At 67.5% G+C, this 17,097-nt stretch carries 14 protein-coding genes; 9 read left to right on the forward strand and 5 right to left on the reverse strand.

Annotated elements, in window-relative coordinates; translation table 11 throughout:
- The first annotated feature begins 132 nt into the window (after window positions 1-132).
- The 4 genes from C1931_RS06380 (at window position 133) to C1931_RS06395 (ending at window position 6,246) form a co-directional block, all read left to right on the forward strand.
- Complete coding sequence (locus C1931_RS06380) at window positions 133-2,550, forward strand: EAL domain-containing protein (protein ID WP_108755755.1); 2,418 nt, start codon at window positions 133-135, stop codon at window positions 2,548-2,550.
- Between the two features lie 117 nt (window positions 2,551-2,667).
- Complete coding sequence (locus tag C1931_RS06385; RefSeq protein WP_108755756.1) at window positions 2,668-4,332, forward strand: diguanylate cyclase; 1,665 nt, start codon at window positions 2,668-2,670, stop codon at window positions 4,330-4,332.
- Window positions 4,333-4,366: 34 nt separating this feature from the next.
- Window positions 4,367-5,089 (forward strand): pseudouridine synthase, encoded by a 723-nt coding sequence (locus C1931_RS06390; RefSeq protein ID WP_108749033.1) that lies wholly within the window; start codon window positions 4,367-4,369, stop codon window positions 5,087-5,089.
- 86 nt (window positions 5,090-5,175) lie between these two features.
- Window positions 5,176-6,246, forward strand: a complete 1,071-nt coding sequence (locus tag C1931_RS06395; RefSeq protein WP_108755757.1) for a sensor domain-containing diguanylate cyclase — start codon at window positions 5,176-5,178, stop codon at window positions 6,244-6,246.
- Window positions 6,247-6,485: 239 nt separating this feature from the next.
- On the opposite strand, the gene C1931_RS06400 is transcribed toward C1931_RS06395, so the two are convergent.
- Window positions 6,486-7,433, reverse strand: coding sequence for a DMT family transporter (locus tag C1931_RS06400; RefSeq protein ID WP_108757676.1), 948 nt, complete (start codon window positions 7,431-7,433; stop codon window positions 6,486-6,488).
- A 78-nt stretch (window positions 7,434-7,511) separates the two neighbouring features.
- On the opposite strand from C1931_RS06400, the gene C1931_RS06405 reads away from it, so the two are divergent.
- Window positions 7,512-8,126, forward strand: a complete 615-nt coding sequence (locus tag C1931_RS06405) for a Pr6Pr family membrane protein (RefSeq protein ID WP_108755758.1) — start codon at window positions 7,512-7,514, stop codon at window positions 8,124-8,126.
- 12 nt (window positions 8,127-8,138) lie between these two features.
- On the opposite strand, the gene C1931_RS06410 is transcribed toward C1931_RS06405, so the two are convergent.
- A complete protein-coding gene (locus C1931_RS06410) occupies window positions 8,139-8,582 on the reverse strand; it encodes a VOC family protein (RefSeq protein WP_108755759.1) in 444 nt (147 codons plus the stop codon).
- Between the two features lie 110 nt (window positions 8,583-8,692).
- Between C1931_RS06410 and C1931_RS06415 the strand changes: the two genes are divergently transcribed.
- From C1931_RS06415 to C1931_RS06425, 3 genes are all read left to right on the forward strand, one after another.
- A complete protein-coding gene (locus C1931_RS06415; protein ID WP_108755760.1) occupies window positions 8,693-10,255 on the forward strand; it encodes a serine hydrolase in 1,563 nt (520 codons plus the stop codon).
- Window positions 10,256-10,343: 88 nt separating this feature from the next.
- Entirely contained in the window at window positions 10,344-12,176 is a 1,833-nt protein-coding gene (gene smrA, locus C1931_RS06420) for a multidrug efflux ABC transporter SmrA (protein ID WP_108757677.1), read from the forward strand.
- A 124-nt stretch (window positions 12,177-12,300) separates the two neighbouring features.
- Window positions 12,301-12,930: a hypothetical protein gene (locus C1931_RS06425; RefSeq protein WP_159093565.1), complete on the forward strand. Its 630-nt coding sequence runs from the start codon at window positions 12,301-12,303 to the stop codon at window positions 12,928-12,930.
- A 73-nt stretch (window positions 12,931-13,003) separates the two neighbouring features.
- Here C1931_RS06425 and C1931_RS06430 read toward each other — a convergent pair whose 3' ends face one another.
- Window positions 13,004-14,812, reverse strand: a complete 1,809-nt coding sequence (locus C1931_RS06430) for a DUF885 domain-containing protein (protein WP_108755762.1) — start codon at window positions 14,810-14,812, stop codon at window positions 13,004-13,006.
- A gap of 154 nt (window positions 14,813-14,966) precedes the next feature.
- Here C1931_RS06430 and C1931_RS06435 point away from each other — a divergent pair, with 154 nt between their 5' ends.
- The gene (locus C1931_RS06435) at window positions 14,967-15,740 is read left to right on the forward strand and encodes a DUF4349 domain-containing protein (RefSeq protein ID WP_108757678.1); all 774 of its coding nucleotides are present in this window, start codon (window positions 14,967-14,969) and stop codon (window positions 15,738-15,740) included.
- A 45-nt stretch (window positions 15,741-15,785) separates the two neighbouring features.
- Here the strand turns inward: C1931_RS06435 and C1931_RS06440 are convergent, their stop codons facing one another.
- Window positions 15,786-16,079 carry a hypothetical protein gene (locus C1931_RS06440; protein ID WP_108749042.1) on the reverse strand — a complete coding sequence of 98 codons (294 nt, stop codon included), beginning with the start codon at window positions 16,077-16,079 and terminating at the stop codon, window positions 15,786-15,788.
- Between the two features lie 69 nt (window positions 16,080-16,148).
- Window positions 16,149-17,093: a LysR substrate-binding domain-containing protein gene (locus C1931_RS06445; protein WP_108755763.1), complete on the reverse strand. Its 945-nt coding sequence runs from the start codon at window positions 17,091-17,093 to the stop codon at window positions 16,149-16,151.
- Window positions 17,094-17,097 lie beyond the last annotated feature (4 nt).

Below are 17,097 nucleotides of genomic sequence, written 5' to 3' on the forward strand. Positions count from 1 at the left end.
CATTCATCTTCGGATGGCCCGGGCGACCGCCGCCCTTTTTCGTGGGCTTCGCACCGTCCACACATCCACGGTTCTAGGCTGAACGGGTTCCGCAGGAGGTTGCCACCGTAATCGCGTCCGGGGGGATCCAGGATGGGTAGGAGGGGTAGCGAGCAGCAGGACCGACGGGTGCCGATGACCCGGGGGTTGGGGCTGCGGTTTGCATTGCTGACCGGGATGGCGATCGGCCTGGTCGGGCTGTCGGCTGTCATCCAGGAGCTGCAGGCGGCGTCCACCGCCTGGATTGCCGGCCAGGGGCACTGGTCGCGCGGCCAGCAGGAGGCCACCTCGGCGCTGAGCCGATATCTGGTGCGCGGCCAGTTGATCGATCTGAATGATGCCGAGCGCGCGCTGCAGCTGCCGCTGGGTGACCTGCACGCGCGCCTGGCGCTGGAACAGCCCGAGCCGGACGAGGCGACCGCCCGCGCCGGCTTCCTGCGCGGCGGCAACGCCAAGGGCGATGTGGCGCGGTTGGTGTTCTCGTTCCGCCATGCCCGCGATTTCGGCGCGTTCCGTGATGCCACCACGCTGTGGCGGCAGACCGACCCGGGCGTGCTGGCCATGCAGGCGCTGATCAGCGAACTGCGCCAGCGCCACCATGAAGGCCCCTTGTCGGTGCAGGCGCGCGATTCCTACCTGCAGCGCCTGCGCGACATCGACCAGACCCTGCAGGCGCAGGCGAAGGCGTTTTCCCAGGCCCTGCTGGACATGTCACGGGCGGTACGCATCGCCACCCTGGTGGTCGGCGGCGTGTCGGTGCTGGGCATCACCCTGATGGCCATTGCCCTGGCCCGACGCGTGGGCAAGGACATGGGCGAACATGAAAGCCGCTTCCGCGCCGCGTTCTACCAGGCCAACGTGGGCATGCTGAAGCTGGACGCGCAGGGCCGGGTCATCGAGGCCAACCAGGCCATCGCCGATATCCTGGACTACCGCCGCGACCAGCTGCTGCAGACCACCTTTGCCGAGCTGTTGATGGAAGGCGAGCTGGTGCTGGACGAGCACGGCCAGATCGACTGGGAGCGGCAGTTGCGGCCGGGCGAGCTGCGCTTCCGCCGGCGTGACGGCAGCCTGGTGTGGGGCCGCTGGAGTGGCACCGGCGTGCGTACCCCCGGCCGCGGCCTGTCGGTGTTTGCGATCATCGAAGATGTCAGCCAGCACCATGCCCTGGCCCGCGAGATCGAGCACCACGCCAGCCATGATCCGCTGACCGGCCTGATCAACCGCCGCGAGATCGAGCGGTTGCTGGAGAACGCCCTGCTGCAGGTGCGCTCCGAAGGGGGAGTGCATTCGCTGTGCTACATCAACCTGGACCACTTCAAACTGGTCAACGACAGCTTCGGTCACGCCGCCGGCGACCAGATGCTGCGCGGCTTCGCCGAGTACCTGATCGGCGCGGTGCGCGATGGCGACTGGGTCGGCCGGCTGGGCGCCGATGAGTTCGCGGTGTTCCTGGCCCGTGCCAGCCAGGACGAGGCCAAGCGCGTGCTGCAGCGGCTGCTGCGCAACCTGGGCCAGGCCACCTTCCCGATCAGCGAAGGCAGCCCGCAGTTGAGCTGCAGCATCGGCGTGGTGGAAGTGACCGCCGACGCGCAGGACGTGAACTGGCTGATGAGCGCGGCCGACAGCGCCTGCTATGCGGCCAAGCAGGCCGGGCGCAACCGCATCCACTGTTTCAACGAAGACCGCCTGGCGCTGGAAGAGCGGCGGCAGGAGGCCGAGCGCCTGCAGCGGGTCAGCCGGGCCATGGCCGAGAACCGCATGCTGCTCTACGCCCAGCGCATCGCCAAGGTGGGCGATCCGGGCTACCTGCATTACGAGGTGCTGGTGCGCATGCGCGATGCGGCCGGCGCACTGCACCTGCCGGGCCAGTTCATGCCGGCGGTGGAACGCTACGGCATGGCCGTGGCGCTGGACCGGCATGTGCTGGGCCTGTTGTTCCGCCACCTGCAGGTCTGCCCGGCGCACGTGCGCCAGCTCGGCCTGTGCAACGTGAATGTGTCGGCGCAGTCGATCGCCGAGCCGGGGTTCCTGGCCTTCGTCTGCGACCTGCTGGAACGCAACCGCGCCCTGGCGGCCAAGCTGTGCTTCGAGATCACCGAAACAGCGGCGATCAGCAACCTGACCCAGGCGCGGGCGTTCATCGATGCGGTGAAGGCGCGCGGCTGCCGCATGGCGCTGGACGACTTCGGCTCGGGACTGTCCTCGTTCGGCTACCTGCGGCAGTTGCCGGCCGACATCCTGAAGATCGACGGAGCGTTCGTGCGCGACATGGGCAGCGACCCGGTCAGCCATGCCACGGTGCGCGCGATCAGCGAACTGGGCCGCGAACTGCAGATGGAAGTGGTGGCCGAATGGGTGGAGACCGAGGAAGTGGCCAACGCGCTGGCGGCACTGGGCGTGCAGGGCCTGCAGGGGTTCGCCATCGAGCGCCCGCAGCCGCTGGAACGGCTGACCCTGGCCGACCAGCGACCGCTGCGCCTGGTGGGCCAGCCCGGAGCGGACCACTGATCCGGCGCGCTGCGCGGCCCCACCTTTGGTCTACACACCGGCGCCGCCGCAGGCTGCGATAATGGCCGCAGGGGCGACGTGCACTGGGCGCGGACGTAAGCAACAGCGGGACACAGCGTGGTCGGCAGGCACGTGCGGTTTGAAGTAGGGGCAGTGCTGGTGGTGCTGCTGGCCTGGCTGGCATTGCCCTGGCTGGGCCACGCGCGCGCGGCCGAAGCCGGGCGCGACTATCTGCTGGTGGGCGCCGCTACCGATGTGCCCACACCGCACCGCGCGTGTACGCCGCAGATGCTGGCCGGGCCGCGCCAGGAAGTGCGGGTGGATGCCCCGCCGGGCGGCTGGTCGGGCGAACCGCAGGCGCTGGATGTGTTCAACGTGTTCGCCGGCGAAGTCCGCCTGCAGCATGGCGAGCGCGAGATCTGCGGCAACATGGACGATGCGCGCACCCGCGATTCGCGCTTCCGCGCCGGCATTGGCATGGTGGCCGTGCCCCGCGCCGGCAGCCATGAACCCTTCTTCGTTTCCTGGCAGACCCCGCTGAAGGCGCGCTGGGTGCCGACCCTGCGGCTGGGCGCGCCCAGCCCGGTGCAGCAGAACGACACCGCCCGCCTGCTGGTACGCGCGGCCTGCATCGCGGTGGCCATCGCGCTGGCGCTGTCGGCACTGATGGGCTACCTGACCACCCGTGACCGCAGCTTCCTGTTCTACATCGGCGCCACGCTGATCCTGGTGCTGTGGCAGGCGGTGCTGGGCGGCCTGTCTGGTTACCCCGAACCTTGGCTGCCAGTGGGCGAGCGCGCCGCCTGGTGGTTGATCGCGCTGACCGCGGCCACCCAGGCCATGGCACTGCCGGCGCTGTGGCGCCTGAACGGGGGTGACCGGCAGTTGCCGCGCTCGCGCCTGCCGCAGCAGATCGTGCTGTGGGGCCTGCTGGCGGTGGCCGCGCTGGTGCCGTGGCTCGGCCGCGACGGTCTGCAGGTGGTGGCGGTGGGCCTGCAGGTCAGCTTCATCCTGGGCTGTGCGCTGTCGCTGGCCGTGGGCCTGTGGGCGCGGCTGCGCGGCGATGTGTGGTCGCAGGCCGGGCTGGCCGCGCTGACCCCGATGCTGGTGCTGATCGGCGCCGACGCCGTCAGTGCGGGGTGGTTGCTGGAATACCGCGTGGAAGCGCTGCAGCTGGCGGTGACGTGGCTGCTGATGATGGCCGCCTACGCGCTGAACCTGCGCCTGGGCCGCCTGCGCCAGCAGCGCGACGAGATGCGCCACCTGGCCGAGACCGATTCGCTGACCGGCCTGCCCAACCGCCGCGCCGGCCTGCAGCAGCTGGGCGAACACCTGCAGCGCGGTGCGCGCGACGACGGTGGCCTGGTCATCGGTTTCCTCGACGTGGACCTGTTCAAGGACATCAATGATCGCCACGGGCATGAGGTCGGCGACCAGGTGCTGGTGGCGGTGGCCCGCGCCCTGCGCGCCAGCGTGCGCGGCCAGGACGAGGTTGCGCGGATGGGCGGCGAGGAGTTCCTGGTGGTGCTGCCGGGGGTGTCGCGCGAGGATGCGCGGCGGCGCCTGGACGTGTTGCGCCAGCGCATCACCGAAGCCTGCCAGAGCCTGCAGGTGCCCGGCCTGCAGGTGACCGCCAGCATCGGCCTTGCCCAGTGGCGGCCGGGCCAGGACGATCTGGCAGCCCTGCTGCGGCGTGCCGACCATGCCATGTACGTGGCCAAGCGCGGCGGCCGCAACCGGGTCTTCGACGGCGAAACCGCAGATTCCGTTGCCGTTGCATGAGGCGGGGAGGGTGGCAATGCCGGATAATGGGCGCATGACCACCCGACTCAACAAACATATTGCCGAAACCGGCTTCTGCTCCCGCCGCGAGGCCGACCGTCTGATCGCCGAACGGCGCGTGACCGTGAACGGCCACCCGGCCGGCACCGGGGCGGTGGTCGGCGAGGACGACACCGTGCTGGTGGACGGCCAGCCGCTGCGCGCCCGCACCGCGCGCAAGCCGGGCGCGCGCCGCCACGTCTACATCGTGCTGAACAAGCCGGTCGGGGTGACCTGCACCACCGAGACCTCGGTGAAGGGCAACATCGTCGAGTTCGTCGGCCACGAGCAGCGCATCTTCCCGATCGGCCGCCTGGACAAGGAGTCCGAAGGCCTGATCCTGATGACCAGCAATGGCGACATCGTCAACCAGATCCTGCGTGCCGAGAACGGCCACCAGAAGGAGTACCTGGTGGCAGTGAACAAGCCGGTCACCGACGAATTCCTGCGTGGCATGGCGCGCGGCGTGCGCATCCACAACCAGATGACGCTGCCGTGCCGCACCTCGCGCATTGCCAAGTTCGGTTTCCGCATCACCCTGCAGCAGGGCCTGAACCGGCAGATCCGCCTGATGGCCGCGGAGTTCGGCTTCCGCGTGACCCAGCTGCGCCGCGTGCGCATCGACAACGTCAAGATCGGCGCGCTGAAGCCGGGCCAATGGCGCAACCTGACCGACCAGGAGCTGCACGGGCTGCTGCCGCAGCAGCAGGACTGGTAAGCCCCGCTGGGGCGAATGGCCGCCGGGCATGACCCGGCGCCAACATCGACTAGACTCGGCGGCGACCTGCCGGAACATGACGCTGCATGATCAAGCCCGACAAGCCTGCCAACGAAGCCGAGCGCCTGCAGGCGTTGTATCGCTACCGCATTCTCGATTCGGACCGTGAAAAATCCTTCGATGACCTGGTGGTGATCGCCAAGGCGGTGTGCGGTACCAGCATGGCCGCGGTCACCCTGATCGATGTCGAGCGGCAGTGGTTCAAATCCATCCAGGGCATTGATGCCGCGGAAAACCTGCGCAGCGAATCGATGTGCGGGCACGCCATCCTGCAGCCGCAGGAAATCATGGTGGTGGAGGATGCGCTGCAGGACATCCGCTTCCACGACAACCCGGTGGTGACCGGCGATCCGCACGTGCGTTTCTATGCCGGCGCGCCGCTGGTCAGCAGCGATGGCCTGCCGCTGGGCACGCTGTGCGTGTTTGATGCGCGCCCGCAGCAGCTGGCCCCGGACAAGGCCGAGGCGCTGGCCGCGCTGTCACGCCAGGTGATGCTGGTGATGGAACTGCGCCGCTTCGCGCTGGATATCCAGAACCACATGCTGGAGCGCGATGATTACGAGCGCCTGCTGGCCCAGTACCACGAGGTGCTGCTGGCGCAGAACGCCGACCTGACCGAACAGAGCCGCACCGACGCACTGACGGGATTGCCGAACCGACGCGCGCTGGCCGTCGCTCTGGCCGAAGCGGTGGCCACCGCCGATGGTCAGCTGCGGCAGACCTGCGTGGCTCTGGTGGACATCGACCATTTCAAGCAGATCAACGATTTCCAGGGCCACGCCACCGGCGATCGGGTGCTGGCCGAACTGGGGGTGCTGCTGCGCTCGCATTTCGGCGGGCGCGGCATGGCGGCGCGCTATGGCGGCGAGGAGTTCGTGGCGCTGATGCCCGACATCGACCTGCGCACGGCCGAACTGCAGTGCGAGTTCCTCCGCATGGCGGTGGCCGACCTGCCGCTGGGCTTCCCGGTCACCATCAGCATCGGCGTGGCCCAGTACCAGCCGGGCGAAAACACCGACCAGACCCTGGCCCGCGCCGACGCCGCGCTGTACCGCGCCAAGGCCGGCGGCCGCAACCGCGTGGAGCTGGCCCCGTAGAGTCGAGCTTGCTCGACTGCGGTTGGCCTGTGTCCAGGTAGAGTCGAGCTTGCTCGACTGCGGTTGGCATGTGTCCAGGTAGAGTCGAGCTTGCTCGACTGCTGTTGACCTGTGTCCAGGTAGAGTCGAGCTTGCTCGACTGCTGTTGGCGTCCGGCGAAAAACAGTCGAGCAAGCTCGACTCTACGGCTGGCATCGCGCGAAAAGCAGTCGAGCAAGCTCGACTCTACCGTCGGCGCTTCATTCGGCGATGTTGCGGGCCTCGGCGGTGCCCAGGATTTCCGGGTGCTGCACCGGCTTGCGGCGGTTCAGCAGCGGGTGCAGGAACACGGCGCCGACGATGATCGCCACGCCCAGGTAGAACCACGGGGTCACTTCGTGCTGTTCGTTCAGCAGCACCACCGCCAGCACCACCGCGTACACCGGTTCCAGGTTGGTCACCAGCTGCATCGTATAGGCGCTCAGGTGGCGCAGCGCCACCAGGGCCAGGGCAAACGGCAACAGGGTGCAGGCGCCGGCCAGCACCAGCAGCAGGATCCCGTCATGCAGGTCCGGCACCACCCACAGCGGGCTGGCCAGGGCCGGCAGCAGGTACGGCATCAGCGGCGCCAGCAGGGTCAGGGTGAGGGTGCCGGCACCCAGCTCCAGCGCGGTCACCGTCAGCGGATCGGCATGGCTGACCATGCGCTTGTTGAGTGAGCCGAACACGGCCACCAGCAGCGCCGAAAGCGCGCCCACCAGCACCCCCAGACGCATGCCATCGGGCACGCCGCCCACCACCAGCGCCACGCCCGGCAGCACGGCCAGGCCGAAGGCCAGTTCGCGCAGCTGGAACGGCCGCTTGGCCACCCAGGGCTCGATGATGGAGGTGAACACCGGTGCCAGCGCGATGCAGGTGGCGGCCACCGAGGCGTTGGCCAGCTTCACCGCGCCGTAGAACGTGAGCCAGTGCAGCGCCACCAACGCACCGATGCCGGCATAACCGGCCACCAGCCGCAGCGGCAGGGTACGCAGGCCACGCCAGACCCGCGGCAGCAGCGCCAGCATGGCCACCACCAGCAACATGCGCCACCACACCAGCGGCAGCGCCGGCAGGGTGATCAGCTTGCCGAGGATGGCGGTGACGCCCCACAGCAGGACACAGAAGTGGATCTGCCAGAGCGCTTTGCGGGTATCGGGGGTGGTCATGTGCGTATTGTGCGGCATGCGTGTGGCGGCCGGCGATGGCTGTGGCATGCTCGCCGCACCGTACTTGCGGGTACCGCCATGGCCGCACATAGGAACCTGTTGAAAGGCTGGGCCCTGCTGACTGCACTGGTGGCGGCGGCCGCGCTCCTGCTGCAGTACGCGTTGCTGCTCACCGGCCCCGGCGCGGCGGCGGGCGTGGCCATGGCCACCCTGCGTTTTTTCAGTTACTTCACCGTGCTCAGCAACCTGGCGGTCTGCCTGGGCTGTGTGTGGATCGCGCGTGGCCGCCACCTGCCAGCGCCGCTGGCGGCGACCCTGGCGCTGTGCATCGGCGTGACCGGGCTGGTCTACGGGCTGGTGCTGCAGCGGTTGTGGCACCCCACGGGGCTGCAGTGGTGGGCCGATACCGGGCTGCACTACGCAACCCCCGTGCTGTACCTGCTGGGCTGGGTCTGGCTGCTGCCACACGGTGCACTGCGCTGGCGCGCGCTGGGCCCGGTGCTGCTGGTGCCGGTGGCCTACCTGGGCTGGGCGCTGCTGTGCGGCGCGTTGACCGGGCAGGTGCCGTACCCGTTCCTGGACCTGCAGCGCATCGGGGCGGCCGCCTTCAGCGGCAACGTGCTGCGCGTGGCCGGCGTGTTCGTGTTGGGCTGGACCGGATTGTGGGCACTGGACCGCTGGCGCGGCCGCTGAGCGTGCCCGAACCTAGTCGCCTGACCCGGCGCGCCACGGGTCGTAGCTGCCGAACCACCACAGATAGCCCTCCGGATCGGCGCAGGCATAGCCGCGGCCGCCGTAGTCCTGGTCGGCAATATCGATGACGATGCGCGCACCGGCGGCCTTGGCGCGGGCGTAGTGGGCATCCACATCGGCCACGATCACGCAGGCGCTCTGGGTCTGCCGCCCATCCACCTCGTCGGGCATCACCGCCAGTTTCGACCACTCGCCGCCGTTGCTGGCCGAGCCCAGCATGATCATGCCCTGGCCGAACACCAGCTGGGCATGGAAGACCGTTTCGCCCTCGGCATACACCGCCTGCGCGTGGAACCCGAAGGCGCGTTGCAGCCAGTCGATTGCTGCCAGCGCATCGCGGTAGCGCAGGCAGGGAATGATGGTGGAGCCGCTGCCCACTGCATGATCGTCAACCATGGCACCCCTCCTATGGCACAGGGCAGGGTGGATCGCCGCCCGTTACCATCGTGCGAAACCCCGGTGACGGCCTGCACATGGCCGCGACCCCTGTTCGGAGATGGTGCTGGATGAAAACCTGGATCGGAGGAGCCGTGCTGCTGGCGTGCACCACCATGGCGAGTGCGGCCACCCCGCCGCAACTGCAGGACCTGGACGCAACGGTCGAGCGCGTGCGCGCGCAGTTCGACGTGCCCGGCGTAGCCGTGGCCGTGGTCAAGGATGGCCAGATCGTGATGGAACGCGGCTGGGGCGTGCGCGAACTGGGCAAGCCGGCACCGGTGCAGGCCGATACGCTGTTCGCCATCGCCTCCAACACCAAGGCGTTCACGGCTACCTCGCTGAACCTGCTGGCCGAGGACGGCAAGCTGAAGATGGACGACAAGGTGATCGACCACCTGCCATCGTTCCGCATGTCCGATCCCTTCGTGACCGGGCAGATGACCCTGCGCGATCTGCTGTCGCACCGCAGCGGCCTGAGCCTGGGCGCCGGCGACCTGCTGTTCTGGCCCACCACTACCTACAGCAATGCCGAGGTGGTGCAGCGGCTGGGCCGGGTGCCGCTGAAGGGCGGTTTCCGCGAGCGCTATGCCTACGACAACATCCTCTATGCGGTCGCCCAGCAGGTGATCGAGAAAGTGTCGGGCATGAGCTACCAGCAGTTCCTGCAGACGCGCATCTTCGACAAGGTGGGCATGGCCGGTACCCGCTACAACGCCGACCACCTGCAGCCCGGTGACAACGCGGCGGTGGGCCACGCCAAGTACGATTTCAAGGACCTGCGCACCGTTGCGCCGCTCACCTGGTCGAACAACGCCGGTGCCGGTGGCATCTATTCCAGCGCCCACGACATGGCGCGCTGGATGCAGGTGCAGCTGGCCGAGGGCGCGCTGGCCGACGGCACGCCGCTGTTCAGTGCCAAGACGCAGAAAGACATGTGGCAGATGATCACGCCGCAGGCCATCGCCACGCCGAGCGTGCCAGAACTGGAGCCGGCACGGGCCAACTTCGCCGGCTATGGCGAAGGCTGGAACCTGAGCGACTACCGCGGGCAGAAGCTGGTCTGGCACACCGGCGGCTGGCCGGGCATGGTTTCGCGGCTGACCCTGGTGCCGGGCCAGAAGCTGGGCGTGGTGGTGCTGACCAACCAGGAATCGGGCGCGGCCTTCAACGCGATCACCCTGAGCGTGCTCGACGCTTACCTGGGCGGCGAAAAGCATGACTGGGTCGACGCCTACGCCAAGGGCGTGGCCAAGGGCCAGGACAAGGCCGACGAAGCCTGGGCCAAGCACCAGGCCGAGCGTGCCAAGGGCAGCACGCCGTCGCTGCCGCTGCGTGGCTATGCCGGCCAGTACCGCGATCGCTGGTACGGCGACATGGCCATCGTGGCCGAGGGCAAGGGCCTGCGCCTGAGCTTTGCCAAGACCGCGCAGCTGACCGGCCGCCTGGAGCACTGGCAGCACGACACCTTCATCGTGCGCTGGGACGACCGCTCGCTCAACGCCGATGCGTTCGTGAACTTCAGCCTGGACCCGGACGGCAAGGTGCGCGAAGTGCGCATGCAGTCCATCTCGGACCTGACCGATTTCAGCTTCGACTTCCAGGACCTGCAGTTCACCCCGGTCAGCCCGTGACGGTAGCGCCGGGCCATGCCCGGCGAGCGCGCGGCATAAACACCCGGCATGGGATAATCCCCGCGCTGATTGATGGCGAGGGACTGTGATTTTTCGTTGGTTTGAATCTCTGATTCCGGTGTTCCCGCCGGTCGATGGCCGCATGCCGCCGCAGAAGGTGCTGCCGTTCTACCTGCACTACCTGCGCCCGGTGTGGCCGGTGCTGCTGGCCACCCTCATCGCCGGCCTGCTGCTGGCGCTGGTGGAAGTGGCGATGTTCGATTACCTGGGCCGCATCGTCGACATGGTCGCCGAACAGCCCGGTGCCGGCTTCTTCCAGCGCCACGCCAATGAACTGGGCTGGATGCTGTTCATCACGGTCATCGCCCGGCCGATCCTGGTGGGCCTGCACAACCTGCTGGTCAACCAGGCCATCGTGCCCGGCCTGAGCAACCGCTCGCGCTGGCTGATGCACAACTACGTGGTGCGGCAGAGCCTGAGTTTCTTCCAGAACGATTTCGCCGGCAGCGTGGCCAACCGGGTGATGCAGACCGGTACGTCGCTGCGCGAATCGGCGGTGCAGATGGTCGATTCGCTCTGGTACATCGTGGTCTACACCGGCACCGCGCTGTATCTGTTCGCGCAGGCGGACTGGCGGCTGATGGTGCCGCTGATCCTGTGGCTGCTGGCCTATGCGGTGATCCTGGCGTACTTCGTGCCACGCGCGAAGGAGCGTGCGTGGATCGCCTCGGAAGCGCGTTCCAAGGCGATGGGCCGCATCGTCGATGGCTATACCAATATTCCCACCCTGAAGCTGTTCGCCCACGGCGGCCGCGAGCAGGCCTACGTGGCCGAATCGATCCAGGAACTGGCGGTGAAGCATCGCGCACAGACGCGCATCACCACCGGCATGGACCTGACCATCGCCATCGTCAACGGCTTCCTGATTGCCGGCACCTGCGGCCTGGCGCTGTGGCTGTGGAACGGCGGGCACATCACCGTGGGCGCGATCACCCTGGCCACCGGCCTGGTCATCCGCATCCACAACATGTCCGGCTGGATCATGTGGACCATCAACGGCATCTTCGAAGACATCGGCACCGTGCAGGATGGCATCACCACCATCGCCCAGCCGCTGACCGTGCAGGACCGTGACGATGCGGTGCCGCTGCAGGTGGCCCATGGTGGCGTGCATTTCCAGGACATCCACTTCCATTACGGCAAGAAGGGCGGGGTGATCGCCGGCCTGGACCTGGTGGTGAAGCCGGGCGAGAAGATCGGCCTGGTCGGTCCGTCCGGCGCCGGCAAGTCGACCCTGGTCAACATCCTGCTGCGCCTGTACGACCTGGAAAGCGGCCGCATCCTGATCGACGGGCAGGACATCGCCCACGTTACCCAGGAAAGCCTGCGCCAGCAGATCGGTGTGGTTACCCAGGACACCTCGCTGCTGCACCGTTCGATCCGCGACAACCTGTTGTACGGCCGTCCCGATGCCAGCGACGAGCAGCTGCGCGCCGCCGTGGCCAAGGCCCGTGCCGAGGCGTTCATCGACACGCTGGTGGACGGGCAGGGGCGCCGTGGCTATGACGCGCATGTCGGCGAGCGCGGGGTGAAGCTGTCCGGTGGCCAGCGCCAGCGCATCGCCATCGCCCGCGTGCTGCTGAAGGACGCACCGATCCTGGTGCTGGACGAAGCCACCTCGGCACTGGATTCGGAAGTGGAAGCGGCCATCCAAGACAGCCTGGACGAACTGATGGGTGGCAAGACGGTGATCGCCATCGCGCACCGCCTATCCACCATCGCGCGCATGGACCGGCTGGTGGTGATGGACCAGGGCCGCATCGTCGAAACCGGTACGCATGGCGAGCTGATTGCCGCCGGTGGCCTGTACGCGCGGCTATGGGCGCGGCAGACCGGTGGGTTTGTTGCGGCCGATCAATAACTGCTTCGGGGTCGGAGCCCTCTCTGCGAGAGGGATCCGACCCCAGCCATGCAGCCCTTGGGGTCAGATCCCTTTCCGCAGGAAAGGGCTCTGACCCCAGTCTGAGCCAGACCATAGAGGTCTCATGAAACTCACTCCCGGACGCATGATCGTAGTCGTCCTGTTTGTTGGCGCTTCGGCAATGTCTCCCGCGTTCTGCCAGAACGTAACGCCCGCCAGCGACCCTGTCGTCCAGATTCTTGCAGAGAAGGAAGGGCTGACGGCGGACGAAGCTGACAGGCGCCTGCGCCTTCGAATGGCGGCCGGAGAAGAACTCCAGAAGATCATGGAGGTCATGCCGGACAGGTTTGCAGGCAAGACGTTCACCGAGAACCCGATGGTCGTGACGGTCAGGCTGACCGGAGCCGACCCAGTGCCGTCCAGGATTGTTGACACGCGATACGGGCGGGTCACCTACCACTTCGTGGTGGGTGCGGCCCATTCGCTGGCTGAGCTTCGAAACGTAGTGGAATCTGGAAAGATCCAGGCGCTGTTCCCGGAGTACCAGGGGATAATGGTCGACGGCGAGCGCGGCGTCATCGTGGTCGAGTTGCCTGAAAAGGACGTTGAGAGTATCTACGAAAGCGAAGGGCTTGATGTCAGGCGTATGTTCTCTGTTCCGATCGAGCTGAAGAAGGCTGCAGCGCCTGTGAAGCCACTGTCCGTGCGGAATGCCATCCACGCATGGCGTGGATCTACTGACGCGCAAGAGTAGATCCACGCCATGCGTGGATGAAAAACGGCCCGGGTTTCCCCGGGCCGTTTTCGTTCACCTCATACCCGCTCGATCACTCGATCGGCTGGTCCAGCATCAGCTGGCGGGCGAAACGCACCGGCGGTGCGCCGTAGGACAGCATCTGGTCGTGGTAGGCCTTCAGGTTGAACTTGTCGCCCAGCTTGTCCTGCATCGCCTTGCGGGTGTCGAAGTGTTCCTGCGCACCGACAAAGTAGGTCGGCAGCTGCGCCGAGGTCAGCTGTGCGCGCACCCACTTGCCCGAGGCTTCGCTTTCCTGCTGGAACGCGTCGTGGGTCATCAGGTGCATCGCCTTCTCGCGATCCCAGTTGTCCACGTGCACGCCCTGGTCCAGGATCGCGTTGGAGATGGTGCGCAGGTAGAACTTCAGCTGCACCAGGTGGAACAGCGGGTCGTTGTTGAGGTAACCCTGCTCCTGCATCATGCGCTCGGTGTAGACCGCCCAGCCTTCGGCGAACAGGCCCGAACGCAGCACGGCGCGCAGGGTGGAGGGGAACTTGGCCGAGTGCCAGCCTTCCAGGTAATGGCCCGGCGTGCCTTCGTGGATGCTCAGCAGGTGGATCATGCGCGAGTTGTATTCGCGCAGGAACGAATCGACCTGCTTGTCATTCCAGTCGTCGGGAATGGGCGAGACCGCGTAGAAGGTCTTCAGGTTCTTGTCCAGCGGGCCCGGCGAATCGCAGTAGGCCACGGCCACGCCGCGCTGGAATTCGGGCATCAGGATGATGTCCACCGGTGCATCGGGCAGGGTCATCAGATCGTGTTCGCGCACGAACGCGGTGGACTGCTCCAGCGCGGCCTTGGCATCGTCCACCACCTTGTCGCGTGCCGGCTTGTCGGCGTAGGCCAGCTCCAGCGCCGCTTCGATCGCCTTCTGCTGCTGCTCGTCGGTCGGCTGGGCCGGCATCTCCGGTGCGCCCGGCTTGTCCTTCAGCACGGTCTGCGCGATGCCGTACATATCCTCACGCACGCGCTTGAGTTCGGCACGCGCGCGCTCGCCGATCTCCTGCCGCGACAGCGAGGAATTCAGCGCGAACTTCAGCTTCTGGTCGTACTTTTCCGCACCGATGCGGAAGTCGCCCTTGGCATTGGGCACCAGGGTCTTGTCCAGCCAGGTCTGCTGCTCGTCCACGGCCTTCTTCAGGCCATCGATGGCCGCCTGCAGGCGCTGCTGGTCGGCCTGCGGCAGTTCACCGATATGCGGGGTGATGAAGGTATCGACGATGCTGAGGATGCCCTTGTTCTGCTTGGCCACCGTCTCGGCGTGGATCTTCGGCACGCGTGCCGGGTCCAGGTTCTCGCGCGCCTGGGCGAAGATCGCCGGCAGCTTTTCCATGCGTGCGGTGGCCGACTTCAGTCGCTCGGGCAGCGGGGCGAATTCGCGGGCCATCAGGCCGTAGATCGCACTGCCGGCCAGGCCGTTGTACATCTGCGGGTCCCACTTGCCCGACTGCAGCACTTCGGCGTTCCAGATTTCCGACTGCAGCTGGTTGCGCAGGATCGCCGCGTCCACCTGGTTTTCGCGGCCCAGCTTGGCCACTTCGATCTTGTCCAGCTCGCCCAGCAGCGCCTTGTAGGCGGCCACTGTCTTCTGCTGGCCGGCGGCGCTCAGGTCGTCGATATCGCTGTCATAGCGGTGGTCGCCGATCTGGGTGGCGCTGACCGGCGACAGCTGCATCCAGGTATCCAGGGCGCGCTTGGACAGATCGGCGAAGGCTGCATCGGCGGCCTGGTCAGCGGCCTGCTGGCCGGCGGCCGGGGTGGAGGCGTTGGTCGGGGCGTCGGCCGGCTGGCAACCGGCCAGGGCGGCAACCAGAGCAAGGGCAAGAAGATGCGGGCGCATCAGGCGTTCCTGTACGGGGTCAAACCCCGAGCATAGGCCGCCGGGGCTGCTTTGTCCCCCTGCCATAGGATTACCATGTGCGCCACAGGGAATCTTCATTGGAGCGCAGGACATGCAGGAACAGGGACGCGGCCGCTACGGCACGATGGCGGTGATGGCCAAGGGGGCGCTGCTGGCGCTGGCCCTGGCCGGCTGTGCAAAAAACGGTGAAATGGCCGCCGATGCCGGCGGTGTCGCCGCTGCCGCGGTCGCTTCACCGGAAGGCGCGTTCCTGGCCTACGAGCACGACGTGCAGGTGCAGCTGCCGGCCGAGCAGATCGCGCCGCGCATCCAGCAGATCGCGCAGGCTTGCCAGAGCGCGAAGTTCGGCGATTGCGCAGTCCTGCAGGTCAACCAGCGCAGCGGCGAGCGCCCCGATGGCGAGGTGCGCGTGCGCATTGCGCCCAAGGGCACCGAACCGCTGATCGCGCTGGCCGGCGAAGGTGGCACCGTGCAGTCGCGCAACACCCGTGCCGAAGACCTGGCCCAGCAGGTGGCCGATACCGCGCTGACCAAGGCGCGGCTGGAAAAGGAACACGCGCGCCTGCTGAGCTACCAGGACCGCAAGGACCTGAAGGTGGAAGAACTGCTGGCGGTCACCGCGCGGCTGTCTGAAATCGAGGCGGGCGTGGAGCAGGCCAACAAGGACAGTGCACAGCAGCGCCGACGCGTCGACACGCAGCTGGTGACGGTGCACTTCGGCACGACCTCGGGCCAGCGCAGCCGCAGCGAGATCGGTGAAGCGCTGAGTGAATCGGGCAGCATCCTCAGCACCAGCGTGGCCTTCCTGATCCGCGCGGCCGCCGCATTGCTGCCGGTGGCGATCATCGCGCTGCTGTGTGGCTGGGGCATCCGTACCTGGTGGCGCCGGCGCCGTCGCAAGGCCTGACCGGCGCCGCAGTGCAGGTAGCGCCGGGCCATGCCCGGCGACGCCTCAACCCTCGTCGGTCTCGTATTCGACGAACACATCCAGTTCCAGCGCCAGTTCCTGCACCGCATCGCGCACCTTCTGCGCGGTGCTTTCGTTGCCCACTTCCACTTCCAGTTCATGGATGCCCGGACCGATATCGTCCGACAGACCGGCCGAACTGGAATCGTCGTCATCCATGTGCGGCATCAGGTCGTCGGTTTCTTCAACGTGCTCGATGCCTTCCAGCCCCAGCAGCAGATCGCTGATGGCGCGGGCATCGTCTTCGGTTCCGGTGATTCGCAGTCGCAGCATGGACATGGCAGTGGCACGTGGTGGGAGTTCAGCGCAGCGTAGCCAGCGGCAGGCAAAGACCGGGTGAGGGCGCTGTCAGCCGACGGTCGGTGTGCGGCCCAGCAGGCTGTCGGGCAGGGCGGGAATGGGCGTGCGCTCGTCGTGTGCCTGCGCCAGCAGCCAGTCGATGAACACGCGCGCCGCCGGGCTGGGCGGTTGCCCTTCGGCATGTACCACGTAGTAGCTGTAGCGCGCCTTCATTGCGGGGCCGGGCAGGCGCACCACTTCGTAGCGCTGCAGGTACGGTTGCGCGATGTGGGTGCGTGCCAGCACCGCGCCCATGCCATACACCGCCGCGCGCATCGCATCGGTGCTGTCGGCGAAGGTGTGCATGGGCGGCAGCGGCGAGGGCGGTCGCACCCCGGCGTGACGGAACCAGTCGCGCCAGCCCTGTGGTGACAGATCGCTCAGCAGCGGCAGATCGGCGATGCGTGCCGGCTCGTCCAGCGTTTCCACCCCGGCCAGCGCCGGTGAGGCCACCGGGAACAGCTGGTCGTCCATCAGGTGCTGCGCGTGCAGTCCCGGCCATTGGCCCAGACCGTAGCGGATACCGACTTCCGGGCCGCTGTCGTCGTAGCGGTCCAGGCCGCTGCCGGTGTGCAGTTCGATGCGGATCTGCGGATGGGCCTGGGTGAAGCGCGGCAGGCGCGGCAGCAGCCAGCAGTACGACAGCGACCGCAGCGTGGTCACCCGCAGGGTCACGCTGTCGGCGTCGGGTTGCAGATGGTGGGCCACCGCGGCCACATCGGTAAACGCGGCGCTGGCGGCGTCGGCCAGCTGGCGCCCCTCGGCGGTCAGGCGCACCCCGCGCGCATGGCGCAGGAACAGGCGGGTTTCCAGCACCTCTTCCAGGCGGCGCACATGGTGGCTGACCGCGCTGGCGGTCAGGTGCAGTTCCTGCGCGGCCTGGGCGAAGTTCTGGTGGCGTGCGGCCACCGCGAAGACGGCCAGTGCAGGCAGCAGGGAAGGGCGTAGCAGCATGTCC

Origin of the sequence: Stenotrophomonas sp. YAU14A_MKIMI4_1, from assembly GCF_003086855.1 — a bacterium.
Lineage (GTDB): Bacteria > Pseudomonadota > Gammaproteobacteria > Xanthomonadales > Xanthomonadaceae > Stenotrophomonas.